The 21,637-nt window shown below is 48.7% G+C and carries 19 protein-coding genes; 10 read left to right on the top strand and 9 right to left on the bottom strand.

Annotated features, from left to right (window positions below; all coding sequences use genetic code 11):
- Positions 1-4: 4 nt before the first annotated feature.
- The 6 genes from rlmH to leuS form a co-directional block, all read right to left on the bottom strand.
- A complete protein-coding gene (gene rlmH / locus CWB99_RS20515) occupies positions 5-475 on the bottom strand; it encodes a 23S rRNA (pseudouridine(1915)-N(3))-methyltransferase RlmH (protein WP_138552171.1) in 471 nt (156 codons plus the stop codon).
- 1 nt (position 476) lies between these two features.
- Entirely contained in the window at positions 477-794 is a 318-nt protein-coding gene (rsfS, locus tag CWB99_RS20510; RefSeq protein ID WP_054014211.1) for a ribosome silencing factor, read from the bottom strand.
- A gap of 99 nt (positions 795-893) precedes the next feature.
- Positions 894-1,538: a nicotinate-nucleotide adenylyltransferase gene (gene nadD, locus CWB99_RS20505; protein WP_138552172.1), complete on the bottom strand. Its 645-nt coding sequence runs from the start codon at positions 1,536-1,538 to the stop codon at positions 894-896.
- Complete coding sequence (holA, locus tag CWB99_RS20500; RefSeq protein ID WP_138552173.1) at positions 1,535-2,572, bottom strand: DNA polymerase III subunit delta; 1,038 nt, start codon at positions 2,570-2,572, stop codon at positions 1,535-1,537. Before holA ends, nadD begins: the two co-directional genes overlap by 4 nt.
- Positions 2,572-3,072: an LPS assembly lipoprotein LptE gene (lptE, locus tag CWB99_RS20495; RefSeq protein WP_138552190.1), complete on the bottom strand. Its 501-nt coding sequence runs from the start codon at positions 3,070-3,072 to the stop codon at positions 2,572-2,574. Before lptE ends, holA begins: the two co-directional genes overlap by 1 nt.
- A 32-nt stretch (positions 3,073-3,104) precedes the next feature.
- Positions 3,105-5,693, bottom strand: coding sequence for a leucine--tRNA ligase (gene leuS / locus CWB99_RS20490; protein WP_138552174.1), 2,589 nt, complete (start codon positions 5,691-5,693; stop codon positions 3,105-3,107).
- 209 nt (positions 5,694-5,902) lie between these two features.
- On the opposite strand from leuS, the gene CWB99_RS20485 reads away from it, so the two are divergent.
- The 3 genes from CWB99_RS20485 to CWB99_RS20475 are packed head-to-tail and all read left to right on the top strand — an operon-like array spanning position 5,903 to position 9,350.
- The gene (locus CWB99_RS20485; RefSeq protein ID WP_138552175.1) at positions 5,903-6,361 is read left to right on the top strand and encodes a zinc ribbon-containing protein; all 459 of its coding nucleotides are present in this window, start codon (positions 5,903-5,905) and stop codon (positions 6,359-6,361) included.
- A 53-nt stretch (positions 6,362-6,414) separates the two neighbouring features.
- On the top strand, positions 6,415-8,850 hold the full coding sequence (locus CWB99_RS20480) for a Lon protease family protein (RefSeq protein WP_138552176.1): 2,436 nt from the start codon (positions 6,415-6,417) through the stop codon (positions 8,848-8,850).
- A gap of 14 nt (positions 8,851-8,864) precedes the next feature.
- Complete coding sequence (locus tag CWB99_RS20475) at positions 8,865-9,350, top strand: FKBP-type peptidyl-prolyl cis-trans isomerase (protein ID WP_138552177.1); 486 nt, start codon at positions 8,865-8,867, stop codon at positions 9,348-9,350.
- A gap of 210 nt (positions 9,351-9,560) precedes the next feature.
- On the opposite strand, the gene CWB99_RS20470 is transcribed toward CWB99_RS20475, so the two are convergent.
- Complete coding sequence (locus CWB99_RS20470) at positions 9,561-10,184, bottom strand: TIGR04211 family SH3 domain-containing protein (RefSeq protein ID WP_138552178.1); 624 nt, start codon at positions 10,182-10,184, stop codon at positions 9,561-9,563.
- A gap of 287 nt (positions 10,185-10,471) precedes the next feature.
- Between CWB99_RS20470 and CWB99_RS20465 the strand changes: the two genes are divergently transcribed.
- The 3 genes from CWB99_RS20465 to CWB99_RS20455 are packed head-to-tail and all read left to right on the top strand — an operon-like array spanning position 10,472 to position 13,567.
- On the top strand, positions 10,472-11,989 hold the full coding sequence (locus CWB99_RS20465) for a CYTH and CHAD domain-containing protein (protein ID WP_138552179.1): 1,518 nt from the start codon (positions 10,472-10,474) through the stop codon (positions 11,987-11,989).
- Positions 11,973-12,659 (top strand): START domain-containing protein, encoded by a 687-nt coding sequence (locus CWB99_RS20460; RefSeq protein ID WP_138552180.1) that lies wholly within the window; start codon positions 11,973-11,975, stop codon positions 12,657-12,659. The genes CWB99_RS20465 and CWB99_RS20460 overlap by 17 nt, the downstream gene beginning before the upstream one ends.
- A 56-nt stretch (positions 12,660-12,715) precedes the next feature.
- Positions 12,716-13,567, top strand: coding sequence for an HDOD domain-containing protein (locus CWB99_RS20455; RefSeq protein WP_138552181.1), 852 nt, complete (start codon positions 12,716-12,718; stop codon positions 13,565-13,567).
- A 63-nt stretch (positions 13,568-13,630) separates the two neighbouring features.
- On the opposite strand, the gene metK is transcribed toward CWB99_RS20455, so the two are convergent.
- Complete coding sequence (gene metK, locus CWB99_RS20450) at positions 13,631-14,782, bottom strand: methionine adenosyltransferase (protein ID WP_138552182.1); 1,152 nt, start codon at positions 14,780-14,782, stop codon at positions 13,631-13,633.
- A 361-nt stretch (positions 14,783-15,143) separates the two neighbouring features.
- Between metK and tkt the strand changes: the two genes are divergently transcribed.
- Both tkt and CWB99_RS20440 read left to right on the top strand, forming a co-directional pair.
- Complete coding sequence (gene tkt, locus CWB99_RS20445) at positions 15,144-17,138, top strand: transketolase (protein WP_138552183.1); 1,995 nt, start codon at positions 15,144-15,146, stop codon at positions 17,136-17,138.
- 208 nt (positions 17,139-17,346) lie between these two features.
- Positions 17,347-17,988 carry a hypothetical protein gene (locus CWB99_RS20440; RefSeq protein ID WP_138552184.1) on the top strand — a complete coding sequence of 214 codons (642 nt, stop codon included), beginning with the start codon at positions 17,347-17,349 and terminating at the stop codon, positions 17,986-17,988.
- Between the two features lie 41 nt (positions 17,989-18,029).
- Here the strand turns inward: CWB99_RS20440 and CWB99_RS20435 are convergent, their stop codons facing one another.
- Complete coding sequence (locus tag CWB99_RS20435; RefSeq protein ID WP_138552185.1) at positions 18,030-18,761, bottom strand: hypothetical protein; 732 nt, start codon at positions 18,759-18,761, stop codon at positions 18,030-18,032.
- Between the two features lie 268 nt (positions 18,762-19,029).
- Here CWB99_RS20435 and CWB99_RS20430 point away from each other — a divergent pair, with 268 nt between their 5' ends.
- Both CWB99_RS20430 and CWB99_RS20425 read left to right on the top strand, forming a co-directional pair.
- Positions 19,030-20,478 (top strand): RimK family protein, encoded by a 1,449-nt coding sequence (locus tag CWB99_RS20430; protein ID WP_138552186.1) that lies wholly within the window; start codon positions 19,030-19,032, stop codon positions 20,476-20,478.
- Entirely contained in the window at positions 20,478-21,587 is a 1,110-nt protein-coding gene (locus CWB99_RS20425) for a GNAT family N-acetyltransferase/peptidase C39 family protein (protein WP_138552187.1), read from the top strand. The genes CWB99_RS20430 and CWB99_RS20425 overlap by 1 nt, the downstream gene beginning before the upstream one ends.
- The last annotated feature ends 50 nt before the right edge of the window (positions 21,588-21,637 follow it).

Below are 21,637 nucleotides of genomic sequence, written 5' to 3'. Positions count from 1 at the left end.
GTGACTATTCCCTGTGATAAGGATGGTTATTGTTCAAACTCCAGCCTCGATACAGGCTTTCCGCTACCACAATGCGCACCAGGGGGTGCGGCAGTGTCAGATTGGACAGCGACCACTTTTGCTCGGAAGCGGCGATACATTCCGGCGCCAGGCCTTCAGGTCCGCCTATCAGCAAGCTAACATCGCGGCCATCGAGTTGCCACTTTTCCATATTACCGGCCAGCTGGTGGGTGTCCCAGGGTTTACCCGTCACTTCTAGTGTCACTATGCGGTTACCTTTGGGGATCGCGGCCAGAGTTTTTTCACCCTCTTGCTGTAAAATGCGTTTAATATCTGCATTTTTACCTCGCTTACCGGCGGAGATTTCAATCAGCTCCAGCGGCATGTCCTTGGGAAAGCGCCGTTGATATTCCTTAAAGCCGGTCTCGACCCAGCCAGGCATTTTAGTACCGACTGCAATGAGCTGGATCTTCACATTAACCCCAGAGCTTTTCTAGGTCATAGAAGTCACGCGTCTGATCTTGCATGACGTGGACAACCACATCGCCCAGATCGACCAACACCCACTCGCCTGTGTCCTGACCTTCCTGGCCCAGCGGTGTTTCACCAGCATGGCGTGCTTCTTTTGCGACATGATCGGCAATTGATTGCACATGGCGTTTGGAGTTACCAGAGCAGATAACCATATAATCAGTGACGGAAGAGGTATTTCTTACATCAAGGTGAACAATATCGCGGGCTTTCATGTCATCGACTTTGTCTAAGGCAAAATCTAGTAATTGTTTTGAATCCAAATCTCTGTCTCTTTGCTACAAATAAGCGGCAATTGTAACACGGTTAGCGGGGGGAAACTCAAGTCTGTAACTGGGGTTACACGTCCATCTCTGCCGGGTTTATGTATTGTCGCGATTGCTTAGGTACAATTGATGTGCCTGAATATACTCTAGGACTGTATTATTCAGCCAAGGTTCAACTACTTGGCGTCGTTTTATCGCGTTTCTGATGGTACTGGACGCAGCGTCAAATGGCTGACCCGGCAAAAAATAGCACAGGCCGCTGAATTGAGCGCTAAGTTGGGCAGGCTCAGTGCAACGCGCTCTTGTCAGGTAGTCCTGTAATGCCTTTGACGGGGCAAAGTCGTCCCCCGGCCTTTGGTATACCACGATATGACACAGCGTGATGATTTCCTGCCATCGATACCATTTGTCCAGGCTATTGAAAGAATCCATCCCCATCAAAAACACGATGGCACGTTGCGGATATTCGGCTTTTATCTCCTGCAGTGTGAGCAGAGAGTATGAAGGCGTATCACGTTCCAGTTCACGACGGTCTATGGTAAATCTTGGGTCATGGGCTGTGGCCAGCTGCAACATGGCCAGCCTGTCGTCTGTGCTGACGTCCGGACCCTGTTTATGTACAGGCACGGCGTTGGGCAGAAAACGTAACTCAGACAAGCCCAGCGTGTTGGCACACTGTGTGGCCATATTGATGTGACCCAGGTGGATCGGGTCAAAGGTGCCACCAAACAGCGCTATCATAACTGCTCCTGATAGGGCAGAGAAAACGGTAACGACTGACAAAAGCTCAATGCGATGTGTGCCAGCGCCTGGTAAGGCGCAACCAGAATATTACGCTTGTAGGCAGAGTCGAATTCAGCCAGCAGCACCAGCAGTTGCTCAAGCTGAGCCGTATTGAGTCTGTCGAGTGCCTGTTGGGTGTTTTGTTGCTGATTTTTCCAGACGTTGTGCTTTTTGAACGCATCGGGTGTTGGCGTACCTGCTTGGATCAGGTGTTTGAGGTTTAACAGCAACTGGGCTTGATTGTTTAGCGTCCAGGCAATACTTGCGGGCTCTACGTTATCGTGTGCCAGCTTGTTTAATACCTTGATCAACGTACGAGGGTTACCGCGCAGTAATCCATCGTTGAGGTCAAAGATGTCAAATTTTGCCTGATTAAGCAGGCCGCTGAGCAGTTTTTCCTGATCTATAGGCGCGTTCTTATACAGCAGCGATAGTTTTTCCAGCTCCTGATACGTTGCGAGCAGGTTCCCTTCGGTTGCCTGCAGCAGGCTGCGTTTTGCATCATTATGCAAGTTCAGCTTAAGCCGTTTACACTCATCATCCAGCCAGCGCTGTAAATGATATCCGGTCAGTGCATAGCAGGGCACAAACAAGCCTTGCTTATCCAATGCTTTAAACCAGGCGCTGCGCTGAATCTCCTGAGCGGCTTTAGCCCCTTTGAGAATGAGGATCACGTCTGGATTTGGATGCGCAGCCAGTTCTTTCAGAATGGTTGCGCCCTGCGTCGGCGGCTTTTGCTGGTTGAGATCAAATTCGATGAGTGTTTTGGCACTGAACAGTGACATGCTGTTATATTGATTTACCAGCTCCTGCCAGTCGAAACCGGGTAGCAGGCTGAATTTGATGACTTCATCGAATCCCTGATTTTTGGCAACCTGGCGCACAGAGGTAACACACTGGGCTTCCTGAAAAGGCTCCTCACCAAAAATCAGATAGAATGGGTGCAGGCCCTGTTTTAGCTGGCCTGCTAATTGGTTTGCATAACAACGCATTAGAGTTGAGATAATTCGCGAATAATACGGCGGCTGGCCAACTGACGCAGCTCACTGAGAATGATCTCTCGCTCCTGAGATTTGCCCAGTGCATTGTCCGGGTCGTCCTGATAGGTGCGGTAAAGCTCAAATTCCTGCTCGACAGGCTCTGAACCCGGGCGAGTGAGGCGATATCGGACGCTATAGGCCAACTCATACTGCGCTACCTGACCATTTTTGAACAGGCTGAGTGTCTGACGTTCGAGCGAGTCCTGGTACAGGTGCAGCTCTACTGCATCCTGGCCATTGCCGAGCTTCGGCGAGGGCAGGAGTGTGATCTGAGCACGTCTGAGTTCTTGCTTAAGGCTGGTATACAAAGCCGACTTGCTGTCATTACCACTCAGATACAAGGTTCTGAGATCTTCAGGTAAATAAGAGGCCTTCTTTAACTGAAACCCACAGCCTGACAAGGCCACACAGGCAAACAGCGCCAGCATGATAACATGCCAGCGTCTTGTCATACTGAATAAAGGTGTATTCAGCAGGGTAGCCATTAGTTGGCTACCACATTGAACAGTTTACCCGGTACGTAGATTTTCTTACGTATGGTTTTACCGTCGGTAAACTTCAGTACGTTCTCATCGGCAAAGGCCAGCGCTTCAATCTGCTCCTGAGTTGCGTCTGCTGCTACAGTTAACTTAGTACGCAATTTACCGTTGACCTGAACAACGATCAGTTTCTCGTCTTCAACCAAGGCTGCCGCGTCAACCTGTGGCCAGCGTGCATCCAACACATCGCCTTGCTTACCAAGTTGTTCCCACAGCTCATGAGACAAGTGCGGCGTGATAGGGGCCAGCATGATGATCATGGCTTCCAGCGCTTCATTGGCCAGTGCGATGTCTTGCGTGTCTTTCAGTGGCGCTTTGGCCAGTTTGTTCGACAGCTCCATAATCGCCGCAATGGCGGTGTTGAAGGTTTGACGACGTTCAACATCATCAGTCACTTTAGCGATGGTTTTGTGGATTTCACGGCGCAGTGTCTTTTGCGCGCTGTTCAGTGCGCTCAGGTCCAGTTCGGCGGTGCCGGCGGCTTTCACATCGACAGCAAATTTCCAGACACGACGTAAGAAACGGTGCGCGCCTTCTACACCTGAGTCAGACCATTCCAGAGTCTGCTCTGGCGGTGCAGTAAACATCATAAACAAGCGTACGGTGTCAGCGCCGTATTGCTTGATAACGACTTGTGGGTCGATACCATTGTTCTTTGACTTAGACATCTTGCTCATGCCCGCAGAGAACACTGGCTCACCGTCGTCTTTATGCCATGCTTTAGTGATACGACCTTTGTCGTCAGTTTCTGTTTCAACGTCGGTTGGTGAGATCCAGATGTCACCGCCTTTTTCATCTTTGCGGTAGTAAGTTTCTGCCAGTACCATGCCCTGACACAACAGACGTTCAAAAGGCTCGCTGGAATTGACCAGACCAAAGTCACGCAATAGCTTGTGGAAGAAACGCGCGTACAACAGGTGCAGGATAGCGTGCTCAATACCACCAATGTACTGGTTAACCGGCAGCCAGTAATTTGCTGCGCCCGGCTCCAGCATGCCTTCATCGTAACGTGGGCTACAGTAGCGCGCATAGTACCAGGATGACTCCATAAAGGTGTCAAAGGTATCTGTTTCGTGGAAAACCTGCTCGCCATTGACGGTTGCTTTGGCCCACTCAGGGTCTGATTTAATTGGTGAGGTCACGCCATCCATTACTACGTCTTCTGGCAGACGGACCGGTAACATGTCTTCGCTCGCAGCAAGTTCACTACCGTCTGCTTTGTTCAGCATTGGAATTGGCGAGCCCCAGTAACGCTGGCGGCTTACACCCCAGTCACGCAGGCGGAAATTGACCTTGCGCTTACCGGCATTAATGCCTTCCAGTTTGTCGGCAATGGCGTTGAAGGCACCTTCAAAATCCAGACCATCAAACTCACCTGAGTTGATTAACACGCCTTTTTCGGTAAACGCCGCTTCACTTAAATCAGCTTGTAGTTCGCTGTCGGCAGCCGGAGCAATAACCTGTTTGATTTCCAGGCCATAAGCACTGGCAAATTCGTAGTCGCGCTGGTCGTGACCTGGTACGGCCATGACAGCACCTGAGCCGTAATCCATCAGGACAAAGTTAGCAACCCAGATAGGCACCTGCTTACCGGTTAGCGGATGGATAGCGTAAAAGCCAGTCGCGATGCCTTTTTTGTCCATGGTGGCCATGTCGGCTTCTGCTACTTTGGTGTTTTTGCATTCTTCAACGAACGCAGCGATGTCTGCATTGTTTTTTGCCGCTTCCTGAGCAATCGGGTGCCCGGCAGCCACAGCGACGTAAGTTACACCCATAAAGGTATCCGGGCGGGTAGTGTAAACAGTGAACTGCTCATCGTTGTCGGCGCGCTTAAAGTCGATTTCCAGACCCTCTGAGCGACCGATCCAGTTACGCTGCATGGTTTTTACCTGCTCAGGCCAGTGTTCAAGCTGGTCCAGATCGTCCAATAGTTCCTGCGCGTAGTCGGTGATCTTGATAAACCACTGTGGAATTTCTTTTTGTTCAACGATGGCACCTGAACGCCAGCCACGGCCGTCAATCACCTGCTCGTTGGCCAGTACCGTCTGGTCAACCGGGTCCCAGTTTACCGTTGACATTTTTTTGTAGACCAGGCCCTTTTCGTACAATTTAGTGAAGAACCATTGTTCCCACTTGTAGTAATCCGGGTGACAGGTCGCGATTTCACGGTCCCAGTCATAACCAAAGCCAAGCAGCTTCAACTGATTACGCATGTAATCAATGTTTTCGTAGGTCCATTTTGCTGGCGCCGTGTTGTTTTTGATGGCGGCATTTTCCGCAGGCAGGCCGAATGCGTCCCAACCCATTGGTTGCATGACGTTTTTGCCTTGGAGTCGTTGGAAACGCGAGACCACATCACCTATGGTGTAGTTACGAACGTGACCCATGTGTAGACGACCACTTGGGTAAGGGAACATAGACAGACAGTAGTATTTTTCTTTTGATTCGTCTTCAACAACTTTGAAGCTGTTGTTTTGTTCCCAATGGGATTGAACTTTAGGTTCGATTTCTTGCGGGTTATATTGCTCTTGCATTGACGTTTCCAGACTTCTTGCAAACTAATTTGAAAATTGCCGATAGCATACCCGAAAAAACGCGCTGATCACAGCGCTTCACAGCGGAATTATTACAGCACATTGGCGCTATGGCAGTGATTTGTTTCAGGACTGTGACGTCAGCTGAACTATACTGAGAAAGTGGTAAGTTAAAAGTGCTGTAAAATAGCGTGAGTCGGGAGGTAAACATGGCGGATTACAAGCGCTGGCTGGATGACTTTTCAGTGTGGCTAAAAGATGTCAAAGAGCATGAGCTAAAAAAATGGGTGCAGGAGTTTATGGACGCACAGGCGGCAATTAAGCAGCTCTCAAAGGATAAACTGGCGGATTATCGCTATTACCTGAAGCGCGATCTGGCTCACCTGAGTGAACATAAAGACCATTATGATGACGTGGCCTGGGAAGAGCTCAAAGCCAGTGTGATGTATGAACTGGCTCAGCTGGAAGACCGAACTCAGCTTGAGTGGCAAGCATTAGTGCAAGACTTTCAACACGATGGCATCTACAAACAGGGGGAATGGATAGCATTGGGGCAATTAGTATGTAAAAATTGCGGCCATAAAACGAATGTCTATTATGCGTTGGAAATTCCGTCGTGCAGCGAGTGTGGGCACGGTGAGTTTGCTCGTAAGGCACTTACCCCTTAATCACAGCCCTGCGCGACACAGTTGTGCGGCCGGCCAAGAGAAAGAAGTTAGGAATGACGAAAACCATTAAGCCTTTGAGCAGCGAACAGCTGGCTCCGAGTGTGTCTTTGCCACACATCTCCACCTGCATGCAAAACCCTTATCCGGATCCTTTGCCTTTTATCGGTCAAAACCGGGCGCAAAGTGCGCTGGATTTTGCGCTGGGTATGGAACTGCCGGGTTATAACGTGTTTGTGATGGGTGAAGCGGCAACGGGTCGTTTTACTATGGTCAAAGACAAACTCGAGGCACATTGCAAAACCCGTCCGACCCCCAAAGAGTGGTTATACGTCAATAACTACGACGACCACAGAGAGCCCATAGCCTTGTTTATGCAGGCCGGTGAGAGCAAAGTACTGGCTGATGACATTGACTCCTTCCTTGATGAAGTGGTGGACACGTTTCCTGCGGCATTTGATAACCCGGGTTATCAGCGCAAGAAGAAATCGCTGGACAGAGACTTTGATAATAAATACAACGCGGCATTGAGCGCGGTGGAAGAGCTGGCGGCTAAGAAAAGCGTTGCCATGATGGAAGAAAAAGGGGTGGTGAGTTTTGCGCCTGTGGTGGATGGCAAAGCGCTTGATGACGCAGAATTTATGGCACTGGAAGAAGCGATACAGGAGCACTTTTTTGATGCCATTGAAAAACTTGAAGACTGTCTGATAGAAGCGCTGATTGAGTTGCCGCGCTGGAAGCGGGAATCTTCTGAAAAGCTCCGGGAACTGAAAAAAACCACCATTGAATTAGCAACCAAACCACTGCTAAAGGCACTGGAACATAAGTATGCCAGTCACATTGGTGTCATTCGTTATCTTAAAGATCTGCGGGTCGAAATTGTTGATGCGGTGCTCGACTGGCTGGACGACGACAGTGCAGCAGGAGACGAAAATAAAGATGACTTTGATGCCAAGGGCATGTTGAGCGACTTCTTTGCCCCGAATATTCTGGTGGAGTTCAAAGAAGGGCAGGCCGCGCCTGTGGTGTACGAGCCTAACCCGACCTTTGGCAACATCTTTGGCAAAATTGAGTATGCCAACGCCCATGGCACCCTGATCACCAGTTATCGCTCTATTCAGCCGGGTGCCCTGCACCGCGCTAACGGCGGTTACCTGATCATGGACGCCGACAAAGTGCTGGCCAATGCACAGGTCTGGGATGGACTCAAGCTGTCTTTGAAAACGCACCAGATTAAAAATGATTTGCCCTATCAGGACAGCTCGGTAGGCAGCAGTTTTACCCTGAAACCTCAGCTGATCCCGCTGGATGTGAAGATCATCCTGCTGGGCTCCCGTGATTTGTATTACACCATAGGTGAGTACGACGAAGAGTTCGGTGAATTGTTCCGGGTGCTGGCCGACTTCGACTACTATTTGCCAGACAGTGACCGACTACAATATCAGTTTGTGACCAAGGTGCAGGAGTACTGTGAGCAGACACTTAAGTGTACCTTAACGGGCGAAGCACTTGCGCGGTTACTGAAATTCAGTTATCGCCAGGCAGAGCATCAGAACAAGCTGTCGGCACGCTTTGCCGATGTACTTGAGCTTGTGGCGGAGGCGAGTTATTACGCCAAGCAGGACGGGCTCAGCGAAATCGACGCGCCGCATATCGACGAAGCCATTGTGGGCAAGCAATATCGCACCGGTCAGCTGAGTGAGAACATGCTCAGCGACATAGAAGAAGGTCATACCCTGATCGCCACAGACGGTGAAGCGGTCGGTAAAGTGAACGGCCTGACGGTGCTACACATAGGCGACACTGCCTTTGGTACACCAGCGCGGATCACCGCGACTGTGTATGCCGGTGCCGATGGGGTGATAGACGTGGAACGCGAGGCCGAATTAGGCAAGTCGATCCACTCGAAAGGGGTCATGCTGCTGACCGGTTACCTGGGCAATAAATATGCGCAAAACTTTAGCCTGACGCTGAGCGCCAACATTGCCATCGAACAAAGTTATGGCTTTATTGACGGAGACAGCGCGTCGCTGGCTGAGCTGTGTGGCCTTATTTCTGCCATTACTCAGCTTCCTATCGACCAGTCACTGGCGCTGACGGGCTCCATTAACCAGCACGGTGAGGTGCAGGCTGTCGGCGGAGTGAATGAGAAAATCGAAGGTTTCTTTAAGCTGTGTAAAATGCGCGGCCTGACGGGGCGTCAGGGTGTGATCATCCCTCGCTCAAATCTGATCAACCTGGTACTGGATGACGAGGTGCTGGCTGCAGCCCAGCAAGGCCGATTCCATATTTATGCCGTGGCAACCGTGGATGAGGCGCTGTCCTTGCTGATGCAACGTGAAGCCGGGGCGCTTGCCAATGGTCAGTATCCGGATCAGAGTATTAATGCGCTGGCATTGGCGCGCTTGCAGCAAATCGCCGATGTGGTGAATGGCGATGATAAAGACGCCGAGGGCGAAGCAGCCAGCGAACAAGAAAAAGATCATTCATAATTTAGGTAGTCACTATGTCAACAACCAATATTATTCTCGTGCTGGTCATCGTCGTGCTGGGCTGGCTCATTTTTAAAAATGGTAAACAGCAAAAACAGGCGGCGGCAGGTAACCGTATTGAGGCGGCTGAATTTCTGGCGCAAAACGGGCAAAAGAGTGGAGTCACAACAACCGACTCTGGTTTGCAATATGAAGTGTTAAACAAAGGCGACGGGACTGAGCATCCGAGCGCGACAGACAAAGTAACCGTACATTATCATGGTACTTTGCTGGATGGCTCAGTGTTCGACAGCTCCGTGGTGCGCGGTGAGTCTATTAGTTTTGGCCTGAACCAGGTCATACCGGGCTGGACTGAGGGCGTTCAGCTGATGACTGTGGGTGATAAGTTTCGCTTTTTTATCGGCCCGGATCTGGGCTACGGAGACAGGGCGGCCGGGAAAATTGCACCGGGCTCGTTGCTCATATTTGAAGTTGAGTTACTCGCCATCGCAGGCAAGTAATACCAATTTCACTTAATGCCTGTTCAATTTGAAGGAGCAAATATGGCACTAACGGCGTTGAAAACTTCTCATTTAGAATAACTAAATAGCAAAGTTTTCGCCTGGTTATCGACCCTATTTTCTCGCCTCAAAATAGAACACTTAATTAAGCAAATTGGTATAAAAAAAGGCCGAAAGGCCTTTTTTTATGCGTATATTGTATTGCGACTTTTACGCCCAGCCGTCGTAGCGCTTGCGCCTTGACAGCACCAGCGTGAGTATCACGCCAATTAAAATACCTGCGATCCCAATTCCGCCACCATAGCTTAGCAACATATGTTGCTCTGTTTGTGATTTGTTCAGGCTTGCCTGTACCTGAGCTTCCAGCGCTTGCTCCAGTTCGGTGATGTTGCTTTTGAGCGCTGTGTTGTCTTGCTGCAGCTGTAAGTTGGCCTGCTCAAGCTGTGGAATTCTGCTCTGTAAGGCATTGAGCTGCGCGTTGTTATCGCTCAGTGCCTGATTAGCACTTGCGAGTCTCTGACGTAACCCCGGTTCAGAAGTGACAAACTGACTTTGGACCCAGCCTTCGCGGTCTTTGTCATCTTTTATCTGGATATAATCATCCTGCTCTGAGTTTAGGATAGTGATCGGGGTACCCGCTTCGACCGAGCCCAGGATTCGATAATTCTTGCCGGGACCGGTGTGCATGAACAGGTATAAGTCGTCGACAATATAACCGTTATTGTCGGTTGCTGACTGCGCCACTGTGGGCTCATCTTGCAGGTCGGTTTGCTCCGCCATTGCGCTCAGAGACAGCACAGACAGCAGCAGCGGCAAAGCGATATTTTTCAGCATTCGCAGGCCTTAAATATTGATATCTTTATAAAGTTACCAAAATAGTAGGGATTTCCCAGCACAAAGGCAAGGGGCAGGTTTTGTCCGGAATTCGCTTGCAGGTCGTTTTTGGCGTATATCATGTGTCGCGGCGAGACGTCGTGTGCGCGCTCGTTTACACCTGTAATTCACGGAACCGGTTGGTAATGGTGGTGATAATGCGCTAATAATTACTAAAAGGTTTGCAAAGTGCGGACCCTTTGTATATTTTGTGGGTTCTAAAATTACATAGGTAAATCACACTCCTGATGGACACTGAGATAGAACTGAAATTTTTGGTTTCAGACAATGAAGTTCCGCTGATCCCAGCCCTAATTACCCAGTTTGCTAAAAAAGTCAGCAATAAACCTGCTAAGAACCTAAAAAATGCTTATTTTGACACACCCAGTCGGGAGTTGCGTGCATTAGATATAGGTTTGCGAACACGCTGTAATGACGACGAGTGCGAACAGACGATAAAGCTGGCCGGTGAAGTGGTGGGTGGGTTACATCAACGTCCTGAATACAATTTACCAATCAAGGGGAGTCGACCTGATATTCATGCCTTTGACAGCAGTATTTGGCCTATGGGTGTGCAGCTTGAATCGATTGCCAGTAATTTATTCCCGATCTTCAGTACTAATTTTATCCGCCGTACCTGGCTGATTGAAACCGAAGCAGGCAGTGAAATTGAAGTCGTCCTTGATAAAGGCGAGATCAGTGCGCAAGGTTCGGTTGAGCCTATTTCTGAGCTTGAGATAGAGCTTGTGGAAGGCGATAAAAATGACCTGTTTTTGCTGGCTGATCACTTGTTACAGCACATAGGTTTGCGTCTTGGATTGTATTCCAAAGCGGCCAGAGGTTATCGTCTTGCTGACGATAAGCCACTAAAGGCCAATAAAACACTGGGTGTCATCAAATTGCCCAGAGGCTGCTCACAGGAGCAGGCGCTAATAGCAACGGTCAACCATGGTATTCAGTTTGTCCAAAAGCATGAGCAGTGTTACCTGGACGCACCAAGTCTTAAAACACTCAAGCGTGTGATAGATGGGATCAGCCTGATCCGGCACGCATTCTGGCTCTTTGAAGAGTTTGTCGACAAGTCTTCAACAGAATTTTTGCGTAAAGAGCTTAAGTGGCTTTTATCAGAATTAGGCTGGGTGGAGAATGCTATACACCTGAAAACCTATACGTCGAAGCGGCACGCCTATTATAAGCGGATCTCCAATGCGCCTGAACTGGCTCAGGTGATCACGGACATGAAAGACGTTCAGCCAACGGTGACTGACATTGAAGACTTGTTCCATTGCTCGCGATATAACCGTTTGATTTTGGCGCTGACCCGTTGGTTACTGGACAAATCATGGCGTAAAAACTGGGATCAGAATGCCATCACGGCAGCGCAAAGCCCGGTTGGGGCATTGGCAAAGCGAGCTTATGATCATGACTGGAATAAACTCACTACGCTGTTCCCTGCGGACAGTGCTATGACAGTCAAAGAGTACCTGGCGTGTCGTCAGCCGCTGGAAAATATGCTACTGAGTGGCCATTGTCTGGGAAAATTGTACGACAAAGAAACCCGTCAGGCGTTCAGAGCGCCATGGGTTGATATTGTTTATGGCATATATGAACTTGAAACCTTGTTCTATTTGCGCCAGCTGTGTGAGGGCCAGTCCAGTGAAGCGTTGCAGGACATTTTGGTCTGGTTGCAACAAAAAGCCGACTTTCTCGTCAGTGCAATGGAGCAAAGTCGTCAGGCATCGTTAAACAGTGAACCCTACTGGTGATAAGCAAGGTTTAGCCTGTTTGTGTTTGCTACTGTGGCTTGTCGTTTATGCTATGCGGGGTCACAGTACACAGACGTCAGAGCGATGGCAACCCTGGCATCAATCGGAGTTGCTGTCGATCACCTACCATAAGCCATTTGATCAACCCCTGAAAATACGTGTAACCGGCAGATGGCCCGGGATCAGTGCAAAATCTGTGGTCAATCTGCTAAATGATACCGAGCGCGTTCCTTTATGGGTGAAACATGTCAGCACAGTGACGATTTTATCTCGCCCTGCAGCTAATCAGACGCGCGTTCTGACCCAATTTGATTTACCCTGGCCGCTTCGTAAACGAGACATGGTGACACACGCCTGCTTGCTGCAATTGTCCAAAGAAAGCTATGTATTAAAGATACGTTCTGTCTCAGATTACCCAACTGAGCAGGGTGTTATTCGTATTCAGCCTGTCATGGTGCAATGGGTACTGACGGAGCAAGACAACGCAGTTTATATCGATTACCACATCTCAGCTGACATTCAGGGCGAGGCACCACAATGGTTTACTGATAAAGTTGCACTGCGCAATACCCGGGCTTCGTTTAATGCGCTATATAACTTATTGAAGACGCATCCGGACAGCATGGAGCCCTGGGCCCTTATACCCACAAATACCTGCCCGTTCGAATGATCATCGCGAATTCATCGTCTACACTAAAAGCAAACTAGTCTGACGTATTTACTGTTATGGTCAATATCGATGAAAAAACACTGGCGGAGTTGCGTTCCGGATTTAACCTGCCAGCAAAGCCTGAAATTCTGGAGCATATTCAGAGTGAACTCAACAGTGAAGAGCCCGAGCTCAATCGCGTTGCGAACATCATTTCTCAGGATGTTGCGACGTCCGCTGCTGTGTTAAAAGTTATTAACTCTCCTGCCTACGGCATGTCCAGAACGGTGTCAGACATCAAACAGGCCGTGATGTTTTTGGGCCTTAATAGTATCACCCAGATTGTGACGGGCTATTTGTTGAAAGAAGCATTCGATCAAAGCCTGTGCTGTATCTCGTTAGAGCGATTCTGGGACAATGCCATTGATATTTCTCAGATAGCCATGCTAATCGGTAAGCGGGTACGCGCCAATGTGCCGGTCGAAAACTTACAGCTGCTTGGCTTGTTTCATGATGCCGGTATACCCGCGATGGCTATGCGCTATGACAACTATAAGGAAGTCATGACTCGTGCCATACAGCGGCCGGAGTATACGCTAGCCTGCTATGAAGAGCTGCTATACCCAACTAATCATGCTGTGGTGGGTTATTATCTGGCCAGCTCATGGAATATTCCCAAGGCCATGTGTCAGATCATATTGCGTCATCATGATCCCCTGTACCTGGATGAAGAGCACGACGATAGCGAGCAGCAAGCTTTCGCTATTCTAAAATTGGCTGAAAATCTGGTCTTTGAAGGTAAATACTTTCGTAACTGTGCTGATTGGCATGCTTTTAAAGATAAGGTGATGATTATATTAAATATTCATGACGATGAATATGTAGATATTAAAGAAGATATTGAGGAATTTTTGATCTCAGGGAATTAACTATTCTGATTTCTTAAACAAAAGGCGCCTTAAGGCGCCTTTTCTGTAAATCAAGGTTTACAATTATAAGCCAGCAGCTGCTTTTAGTGCTTCAGCTTTGTCTGTTGCTTCCCATGGGAACTCGTTACGACCGAAGTGACCGTAAGCCGCAGTAGGCTGGTAGATTGGACGCTCAAGGTCCAGCATAGTGATCAGACCGTACGGGCGCAGATCAAAATGTTCACGGATTAAGTCGATCAGGCGAGTTTCTTCCAGTTTACCTGTGCCGAAGGTTTCCACACTGATAGAGGTTGGCTCTGCAACACCAATGGCATAAGACACCTGGATCTCACACTTGTCAGCAAGACCTGCTGCAACAATGTTCTTTGCAACATAGCGCGCTGCATACGCGGCTGAACGGTCAACTTTTGATGGATCTTTACCAGAGAACGCGCCACCACCGTGACGAGCCATACCACCGTAGGTATCTACGATGATTTTACGACCAGTCAGACCACAGTCACCCATAGGGCCACCGATAACAAAACGGCCAGTTGGGTTGATGAAGAACTTAGTGGCTTCAGTGATAAGCTCTGCTGGCAATACTGGCTTGATGATGGTTTCCATTACTGCTTCTACCAGGTCATCCTGAGACACAGAGTCACAGTGTTGAGTCGACAAAACCACGGCATCAATACCAACCGCTTTGCCATTCTCATAGGCAAAAGTAACCTGAGACTTAGCATCAGGGCGTAACCAAGGCAAAGTGCCATCTTTACGTACTTGTGCCTGGCGTTGAACCAGACGGTGTGAATAGGTAATTGGTGCAGGCATTAAAACGTCTGTTTCGTTACAAGCGTAACCAAACATCAGACCCTGGTCACCCGCACCTTGTTCTTCTGGGCGAGTACGGTCAACACCCTGATTGATATCAGGAGACTGCTTACCAATGGTGTTCAGGATTGCACACGAGTCAGCATCAAAGCCCATATCTGAATGGGTGTAGCCGATTTCACGTACCGTTTTACGCGTTAATTCTTCGATATCAACCCAGGCGCTGGTAGTGATTTCACCACCGACCATGACCATACCGGTTTTAACGTAAGTTTCACACGCAACACGTGCTTTTGGATCTTGCTCAAGGATAGCATCTAGTACCGCATCAGAGATCTGATCGGCGATTTTATCCGGATGACCCTCAGAAACAGATTCAGAAGTAAATAAATGTTTTGCCATTGTATTTATGCTCACAAATATTGCGCTTCACAAACTACAGGAATAGCGCGAAAAAATCAGAGCGATATATTATCGAAAACACGCTCGGCTGCATAGCTTTTTTACGCCTAGACGTCTAATTTTAAACCTTTGCAAAAAACGCAGTAAAAAAGTCCGCGAGTAGCCCGATATTTCATTGATTTTTAATTGCAGTGGTTACCCTAATAGGTAAGAATGGGGACCAATTTTCTAATCGAGTTACCTGCAGCTTTGACGTGTCACACTTTAAGTTGCCTTACATCCGGCATACATGACAACGTCGCTACACGGGTATTATAGGTACAGATTTGCCACTCAAAAGACATAAAAGGTAGGAGACTTCATGCCATCTCGCAAAGAACTTGCAAATGCCATACGCGTTCTGTCCATGGACGCAGTTCAAAAGGCCAAATCCGGTCACCCGGGTGCCCCTATGGGTATGGCCGATATCGCAGAGGTATTGTGGCGCGATTATTTAAAGCACAACCCAAATAATCCTGACTGGGTTGATCGTGACCGCTTTGTATTATCAAATGGTCATGGCTCCATGCTCATTTATTCTCTGTTGCATTTGTCTGGCTATGATCTATCTATTGATGAACTGAAAAACTTCCGCCAGATGCATTCCAAAACACCAGGTCACCCTGAATATGGCTACGCGCCTGGTATTGAAACGACCACAGGCCCGCTGGGGCAGGGCATCACTAATGCCGTCGGTATGGCAATTGCGGAAAAAGCGCTGGCAGCTCAGTTCAACCGCGACGAGTACGATATTGTAAATCACTACACGTATGCTTTCCTTGGCGATGGCTGTTTAATGGAAGGTATTTCTCACGAGGCCTGTTCACTGGCTGGTACGCTGGGTCTGGGTAAACTGATCGCATTTTGGGATGACAATGGCATCTCAATCGACGGTGAAGTAGAAGGTTGGTTCAGCGACGACACGCCGAAGCGTTTTGAAGCATATGGTTGGCACGTAATTGCGGGTGTCGACGGCCATGATAGTGACGCAATCACAGCGGCTATCGAGGCTGCACGTGCAGAATCAGACAAGCCAACGCTTATCTGTTGTAAAACAGTCATTGGATACGGCTCACCAAACAAGTCGGGCAGCCATGATTGCCATGGTGCACCTCTGGGTGATGACGAAATCAAAGCAGCTCGTGAATTCCTTGGCTGGGAGCATGAGGCGTTTGAAATTCCTGAGTCTGTTTACGGCAAATGGGATGCTTCTGCACATGGTCAGCAAATTCAGAGTGAGTGGCTGGTTAAGTTCACAGAATACCAGATGCATTATCCTGAACTGGCAGCGGAATTTGAGCGTCGTACTAAAGGCGAGTTACCTGCTGACTGGGCACAGAAAAGTGCTGAGTACATTGCACAGCTCCAGGCTAATCCGGCCAACCCTGCAACCCGTAAAGCATCACAAAATGCACTGAATGCATTTGGCCCGCTGTTGCCTGAGTTTATGGGTGGCTCCGCAGATCTCGCAGGTTCTAACCTGACACTGTGGGATGGCTCCAAAGGCCTAACGGCAGACGACGCCTCAGGCAACTACATTTTCTACGGTGTACGTGAATTCGGTATGTCGGCCATTATGAATGGTATTGCTCTGCACAAAGGCTTTATCCCTTACGGCGCAACCTTCCTGATGTTCATGGAATACGCACGCAACGCAGTACGTATGGCTGCTTTGATGAAGCAACCTAGCATCTTTGTTTACACCCACGATTCAATTGGTCTGGGTGAAGATGGCCCAACTCACCAGCCGGTTGAACAGCTGGCAAGCATGCGTATGACCCCAAATCTGGTTAACTGGCGCCCGTGTGACCAGGTTGAATCTGCGGTTGCCTGGCAGCAGGCTATCGAGCGTAAAGACGGCCCGACGTCACTGGTATTTACCCGTCAAGGGCTTGAGCAACAGGCGCGCAGCGATGAGCAGGTAGCAGCCATTAAGCAAGGTGGTTATGTACTGAGCTGTGATGGTGAGCCAGAACTTATCCTGATCGCAACTGGTTCAGAAGTTCAACTGGCTGTGGAAGCAGCTGCACAACTTCGTGACAGCGGCAAACGTGTACGCGTAGTGTCTATGCCATCTACTGATGTATTTGATGCACAGTCTGCTGAGTACAAAGAGTCTGTATTGCCAGCTGCGGTAACACGTCGTGTGGCGATTGAAGCGGGTATCGAAGACTACTGGTACAAGTATGTTGGCCTGAACGGTGCGGTAGTTGGCATGAGCACCTTTGGTGAGTCGGCACCAGCGGCTGAGCTGTTTAAACACTTCGGCTTCACCGTTGAGAACGTAGTTGCCAAGGCGACTGCCCTGTTCAACTAAGCTCAAAGTTTGCATTGAAAAAGCCGTTTAGGGAAACCTAAGCGGCTTTTTTGTGCTCTGAATTGGCTTGAGCCTTTGATGAGCTGATGATAGGTTATTGTTCTTTGTGATAATTAAGTGTTTTGGAGTGAGGGGGCTACTACTTCGGGTATGGCCTGAACCTCGTGCTCTTATCATTAAACGATTACTGGTCATCAGGAGTCATAGGTTGAGAATATTATTTACCACCCTAATGCTAATTTCTCTTAATGTGTTTGCCACTGCGAGTATAAAGAGTGAAAGTGGTATTTTTGCATTTGTTGGGGAGCAGGTGGACTTTTATCAGTTTGAGCCCACTGTGAGCGACGATGTGATCCTAATGGACGAGGCATTCAAAGCGAAATACAAAATCCTGGAGCAGGTCCATGGAGAGTTTAATTCCGATGTAATCTCGTTTGAAGTCTACGATCACTACGGCACCCCTGCGTTTTCAAGGTATAAGTATGTACTGTTATTTGTCTCAGAGCATGACGGAAAGATATACCACGAAAAGTACCAGTTCTTTGATGTTTATAAGACAAAGTCGGGTGGCTGGGCCTATTGCGGTACCCCCTTTGAATACGAAGAAGCAGTGAAACCTAAGCCATTAGAGAATATAGAATTCAGCCCGAGAATCGAATATAGCACAGTGATGTACAATGAGGCGTATGCAAAGGAAGTGTTTCCGGAGCCTGCTTTTGAACACGCTAATGGCAAAGCTATTTGCCGACAGGGCGTCTATGTGGATGAGCTTTTTAGGATAAAGCAAGCAGGGGTTTTGAAAAATCGGGGTCATTCAGCGAAACCAGCTAGCAAAACTTTATCTCGCTGAATGTATCTAGATGCACTTTAATATAAGCACATAGGGTTTGGTTAGAACCGATAGGCGAGGCTTACATTGATGCCCATTTCGTTGCTGTTACGGTCAAACCAGCTGGAGCGGTGGTAGATTGTCTCTAATGTGCCATACCAATTGGGCGAGAAGGCATGTTCTATGGCTAAGCTCAGGCCGTAGTTATGTCCATCATAGTCGAGTACTTTATTGGCCACATCTGTACTGCAGCCCTCTCGCTTTGCACAGTAAATAATTTCCATATCACCAGATTGATAAAAGACACTGCCATAGGCTAAAAGCTGTGGTGTAATTCTGTACCCGCTTATAAAGGACACATCCAGCAGTTGCTTATCAAGTCTCCAGTGTCGGTAGGTATTCTCTGTGTCGGTGGTACCGTCGTCCTTATTGGTGACAAAACCAAGCCGTACTGCATGACTCCAGTCACCACTTTGCGCATGTTCACGATGTTTACCATAAAATTGATATTTGAGCCCATAGCTGACATCGCTGGCAATGATGGCGTCAAGCTCAAATCCGAAACCCAGCGACAGTTTGGCAGAACTCAGCCCTTTCGACTCGCTATCCGCGTCTAAGCCACCTTCATGAGGCATTACATGTGTGGTTGCCTTGCCGAAAGCAAGCTCAAGCTTGAGCGCCTCTTCGTTGACCTCTGAGCTGTTCAATCTGACCATATCATTGTGTGCTTTGGGTGTGGAATAGCATCCAGCCAGAACGGTCATTGCTACGGGTATTAAGATTACTTTTTTCATGCGTTTTATTCTATTCCGTTAAAAATGGCGCAAGTGTGCAGCACTGTCCCTTAAATTGCAACTTTTTGTTTGCAATACAAAGACAAAGGCGCCCTGGCAGCGAACATGAGAAAAGAATTGCTCATCTTAAGCATCAAAATTGATCGTTTGTCTCTGGCGTGCTTTTTACATACAAATAGCGTTATACCGGTTGAAAAAAACCATCATAAACAGGTGGCCTGTTGCACTGTGTTAAAAGCATATAAGCTCGGCCACACTAAGGACTAAAATGTTGTCTACGCTATTTGTTGTTGATCAAAATGCAGATATCTTGCCACTGAATGACAATGTGGTGACTTTCGAAACTTACCTGCAAGAGTATCCTAAACTCGGCGAATCTAAGCTCAGAGTGATAAACCTGTGCGACTGTCGCAGGTACTTAAGTCAGGGCTATTATTGCTCCTTACTGGCTGAGGCACGCAATCACCAGGCGCTGCCGAGTGTCAAAGTGATCAATGAGCTGGGAGATGAAGGCTGCACAATATATTTGTCTCAAGCCTGGTGCACTCAACAGGGCATCGAGGTATTACAGCCTCTGTCATTGTTGGTCTGCATGGGTGAAACGCAACAGGCGGACTATACCAAGCTGGCAGCACAGGTGTTTGCGCAGTTTCAGGCCCCCTTGCTAAGAGTGGATGTCCAGCCTCTGGGCGCAGGGGTACAGATACAGGTGCTGCGTGGTGATTTTTCGTCTGTTGATGCAGACGAGCTAGCATTTTGCGCTCAGGTGCTAAGCCGGGTCCACGCAATGCAGTGGAAGAAACGAAAAAGTAGTAAAAAACACCGCTGGGATCTGGCTATGCTGATCGACCATCAGGAGCAGCTACCACCGAGTAACAAAAATGCAGTCAGTCGTTTTGTTAAGGCTGGGGCTAAACTGGGTATCAAAGTGCACCTGGTCGAGGCGGCTGAGTTATATAACTTAAGTCAGTTCGATGGGTTGTTTATCCGCGAGACCACAGCCATTGACCATCATACTTATCGCCTTGCTCAGGAAGCTGAGCAAAAAGACTTGGTGGTGATTGATGACCCAAGCTCTATTTTACGCTGCTGCAATAAAGTGTTTTTGCACGATGCGTTTAACTATAAAAAAGTGCCGTCTCTGGAGACGCGTTTTGTCAGCCAGTGCTCAGAAGCGGTAATAGAAGAGCTGGTCGCACAGTTGTCATTACCTATGGTGCTTAAAATGCCGGAAAGTGCCTTTTCTAAGGGCGTATACAAGGTAAAAACCAAAGAGGAGCTACAATTTCGGTTGAATCTCTTACTGGGCGAGTCGGCCATTGTGCTGGCTCAGGCCTATCTGTATACCGACTATGACTGGCGTATAGGGGTACTGAATGGACGTGCCATCTATGCGTGCCGGTATCATATGGCACGTAATCATTGGCAGATCTACAACCACAGCTCAAAGCGTAACTTCTCGGGTGGATTTGATACTTTGCCCACCTTTGAAGTGCCTAAGGCGGTATTGGGCGCGGCGCTGAAAGCGGCTGCTGTGGTGGGCAATGGCCTGTATGGCATCGACATCAAAGAGCATGAAGGCAAGGCTTATGTGCTGGAAGTGAACGATAACCCCAGCATTGATCAGGGTGTGGAAGATAAGTATCTGGGCGATGAGCTTTACATGCAGATCATGTCTGAGTTTTTACGTCGTCTTGAAGCGAGGGGTAAAAAGTAATGTTGCAGGCCGCTATGGTGGTAGAAAAAGCCCAGCCAGAGGACTTGGCCGAGCTGGTTGAGCTGGAAGCGCGTTGCTTTAGCAGTGACAGGCTCAGTCGTCGTCAGTTTAAGCATCATATCGGGTTCGAGCACAGCCTGTTGCTGACTGCCCGACTGGCAGGTGAGCTGGTGGGGTATGGACTGCTGTGGTTGCATCAGGGAACACGACTTGCTCGTCTATATTCACTGGCTGTATCGCAACAGCAACAGGGTAAAGGTATTGCCAGTCAGTTGATGACTGAACTGGAATCTCAGGCAGCTCAGTTTGGCTGGTTTTACATGCGACTGGAAGTCGCTAAGCGTAACACCGCAGCCATTGCTCTGTACAAGAAGCTGGGATATCGGGTGTTTGGTGAATATCATAATTATTACGAAGATCACGATGATGCGCTGAGAATGCAAAAGTGTATTCGCAAGCGCGCTGAACAGGCAACTTTGCAGGTGGCACCCTGGTATCAACAAACCACGGAGTTTACCTGCGGGCCTGCGTCTTTGATGATGGCGATGGCCAGCATAGACGCAAGTTGCATGGGAGATCAGAGTCTTGAACTGGAGATTTGGCGAGAAGCCACAACCATTTTTATGACCTCAGGGCATGGTGGTTGCCATCCGTTTGGCTTGGCACTGGCTGCTGAAAGGCGTGGCTTTGCCACCGAAGTGGTGGTTAATACGGCGCAGCCTTTGTTTATTGATGGAGTGCGCAGCGAGCAGAAAAAACAGGTAATGACGCTGGTACACGAGCAGTTTAAACAAGAGTGTGAATATCGGGATATTCCCGTTCATTGCGCGAGCCTTCAACTTGAACAGGTGGAGCTGTGGCTGTCTCAGGGAAGTTCGATCTTGGCCTTGATAAGCACTTACCGGTTAAACGGCAAGAAAGCACCGCACTGGGTTTTAATCACTGGCATCGATGCACTTTGCTTGTATGTCAATGACCCAGATGTGGAAGATGAGCAGCAGGCAATTGACTGTCAGCAGGTACCAATTGCACGGGAAGACTTTGAAAGAATGGCCTCGTTTGGTGCCAGTAAGCTCAGTGCGCTGGTAGTACTACATGAGTCATTCTGACGATATTATACCAATTTCACTTAATACCTGTTCAATTTGAAGGAGCAAAT

It is taken from the genome of Pseudoalteromonas rubra, assembly GCF_005887095.1.
GTDB classification, from domain to species: domain Bacteria; phylum Pseudomonadota; class Gammaproteobacteria; order Enterobacterales; family Alteromonadaceae; genus Pseudoalteromonas; species Pseudoalteromonas rubra_E.
The sequence above is the reverse complement of the archived record's forward strand: the minus strand, read 5'-3'. Positions and strand labels throughout refer to the sequence as shown.

Excerpts from the sequence above, each read along its gene's own strand:
- CWB99_RS20430 (WP_138552186.1), top strand. The coding sequence starts at position 19,030 with ATGTTGTCTACGCTATTTGTTGTTGATCAAAATGCAGATATCTTGCCA.
- lptE (WP_138552190.1), bottom strand. The coding sequence starts at position 3,072 with ATGACAAGACGCTGGCATGTTATCATGCTGGCGCTGTTTGCCTGTGTG.
- CWB99_RS20480 (WP_138552176.1), top strand. The coding sequence starts at position 6,415 with ATGACGAAAACCATTAAGCCTTTGAGCAGCGAACAGCTGGCTCCGAGT.
- metK (WP_138552182.1), bottom strand. The coding sequence starts at position 14,782 with ATGGCAAAACATTTATTTACTTCTGAATCTGTTTCTGAGGGTCATCCG.
- leuS (WP_138552174.1), bottom strand. The coding sequence starts at position 5,693 with ATGCAAGAGCAATATAACCCGCAAGAAATCGAACCTAAAGTTCAATCC.
- CWB99_RS20455 (WP_138552181.1), top strand. The coding sequence starts at position 12,716 with ATGGTCAATATCGATGAAAAAACACTGGCGGAGTTGCGTTCCGGATTT.
- CWB99_RS20485 (WP_138552175.1), top strand. The coding sequence starts at position 5,903 with ATGGCGGATTACAAGCGCTGGCTGGATGACTTTTCAGTGTGGCTAAAA.
- CWB99_RS20475 (WP_138552177.1), top strand. The coding sequence starts at position 8,865 with ATGTCAACAACCAATATTATTCTCGTGCTGGTCATCGTCGTGCTGGGC.
- CWB99_RS20470 (WP_138552178.1), bottom strand. The coding sequence starts at position 10,184 with ATGCTGAAAAATATCGCTTTGCCGCTGCTGCTGTCTGTGCTGTCTCTG.
- tkt (WP_138552183.1), top strand. The coding sequence starts at position 15,144 with ATGCCATCTCGCAAAGAACTTGCAAATGCCATACGCGTTCTGTCCATG.
- holA (WP_138552173.1), bottom strand. The coding sequence starts at position 2,572 with ATGCGTTGTTATGCAAACCAATTAGCAGGCCAGCTAAAACAGGGCCTG.
- nadD (WP_138552172.1), bottom strand. The coding sequence starts at position 1,538 with ATGATAGCGCTGTTTGGTGGCACCTTTGACCCGATCCACCTGGGTCAC.
- CWB99_RS20425 (WP_138552187.1), top strand. The coding sequence starts at position 20,478 with ATGTTGCAGGCCGCTATGGTGGTAGAAAAAGCCCAGCCAGAGGACTTG.
- CWB99_RS20465 (WP_138552179.1), top strand. The coding sequence starts at position 10,472 with ATGGACACTGAGATAGAACTGAAATTTTTGGTTTCAGACAATGAAGTT.
- CWB99_RS20435 (WP_138552185.1), bottom strand. The coding sequence starts at position 18,761 with ATGAAAAAAGTAATCTTAATACCCGTAGCAATGACCGTTCTGGCTGGA.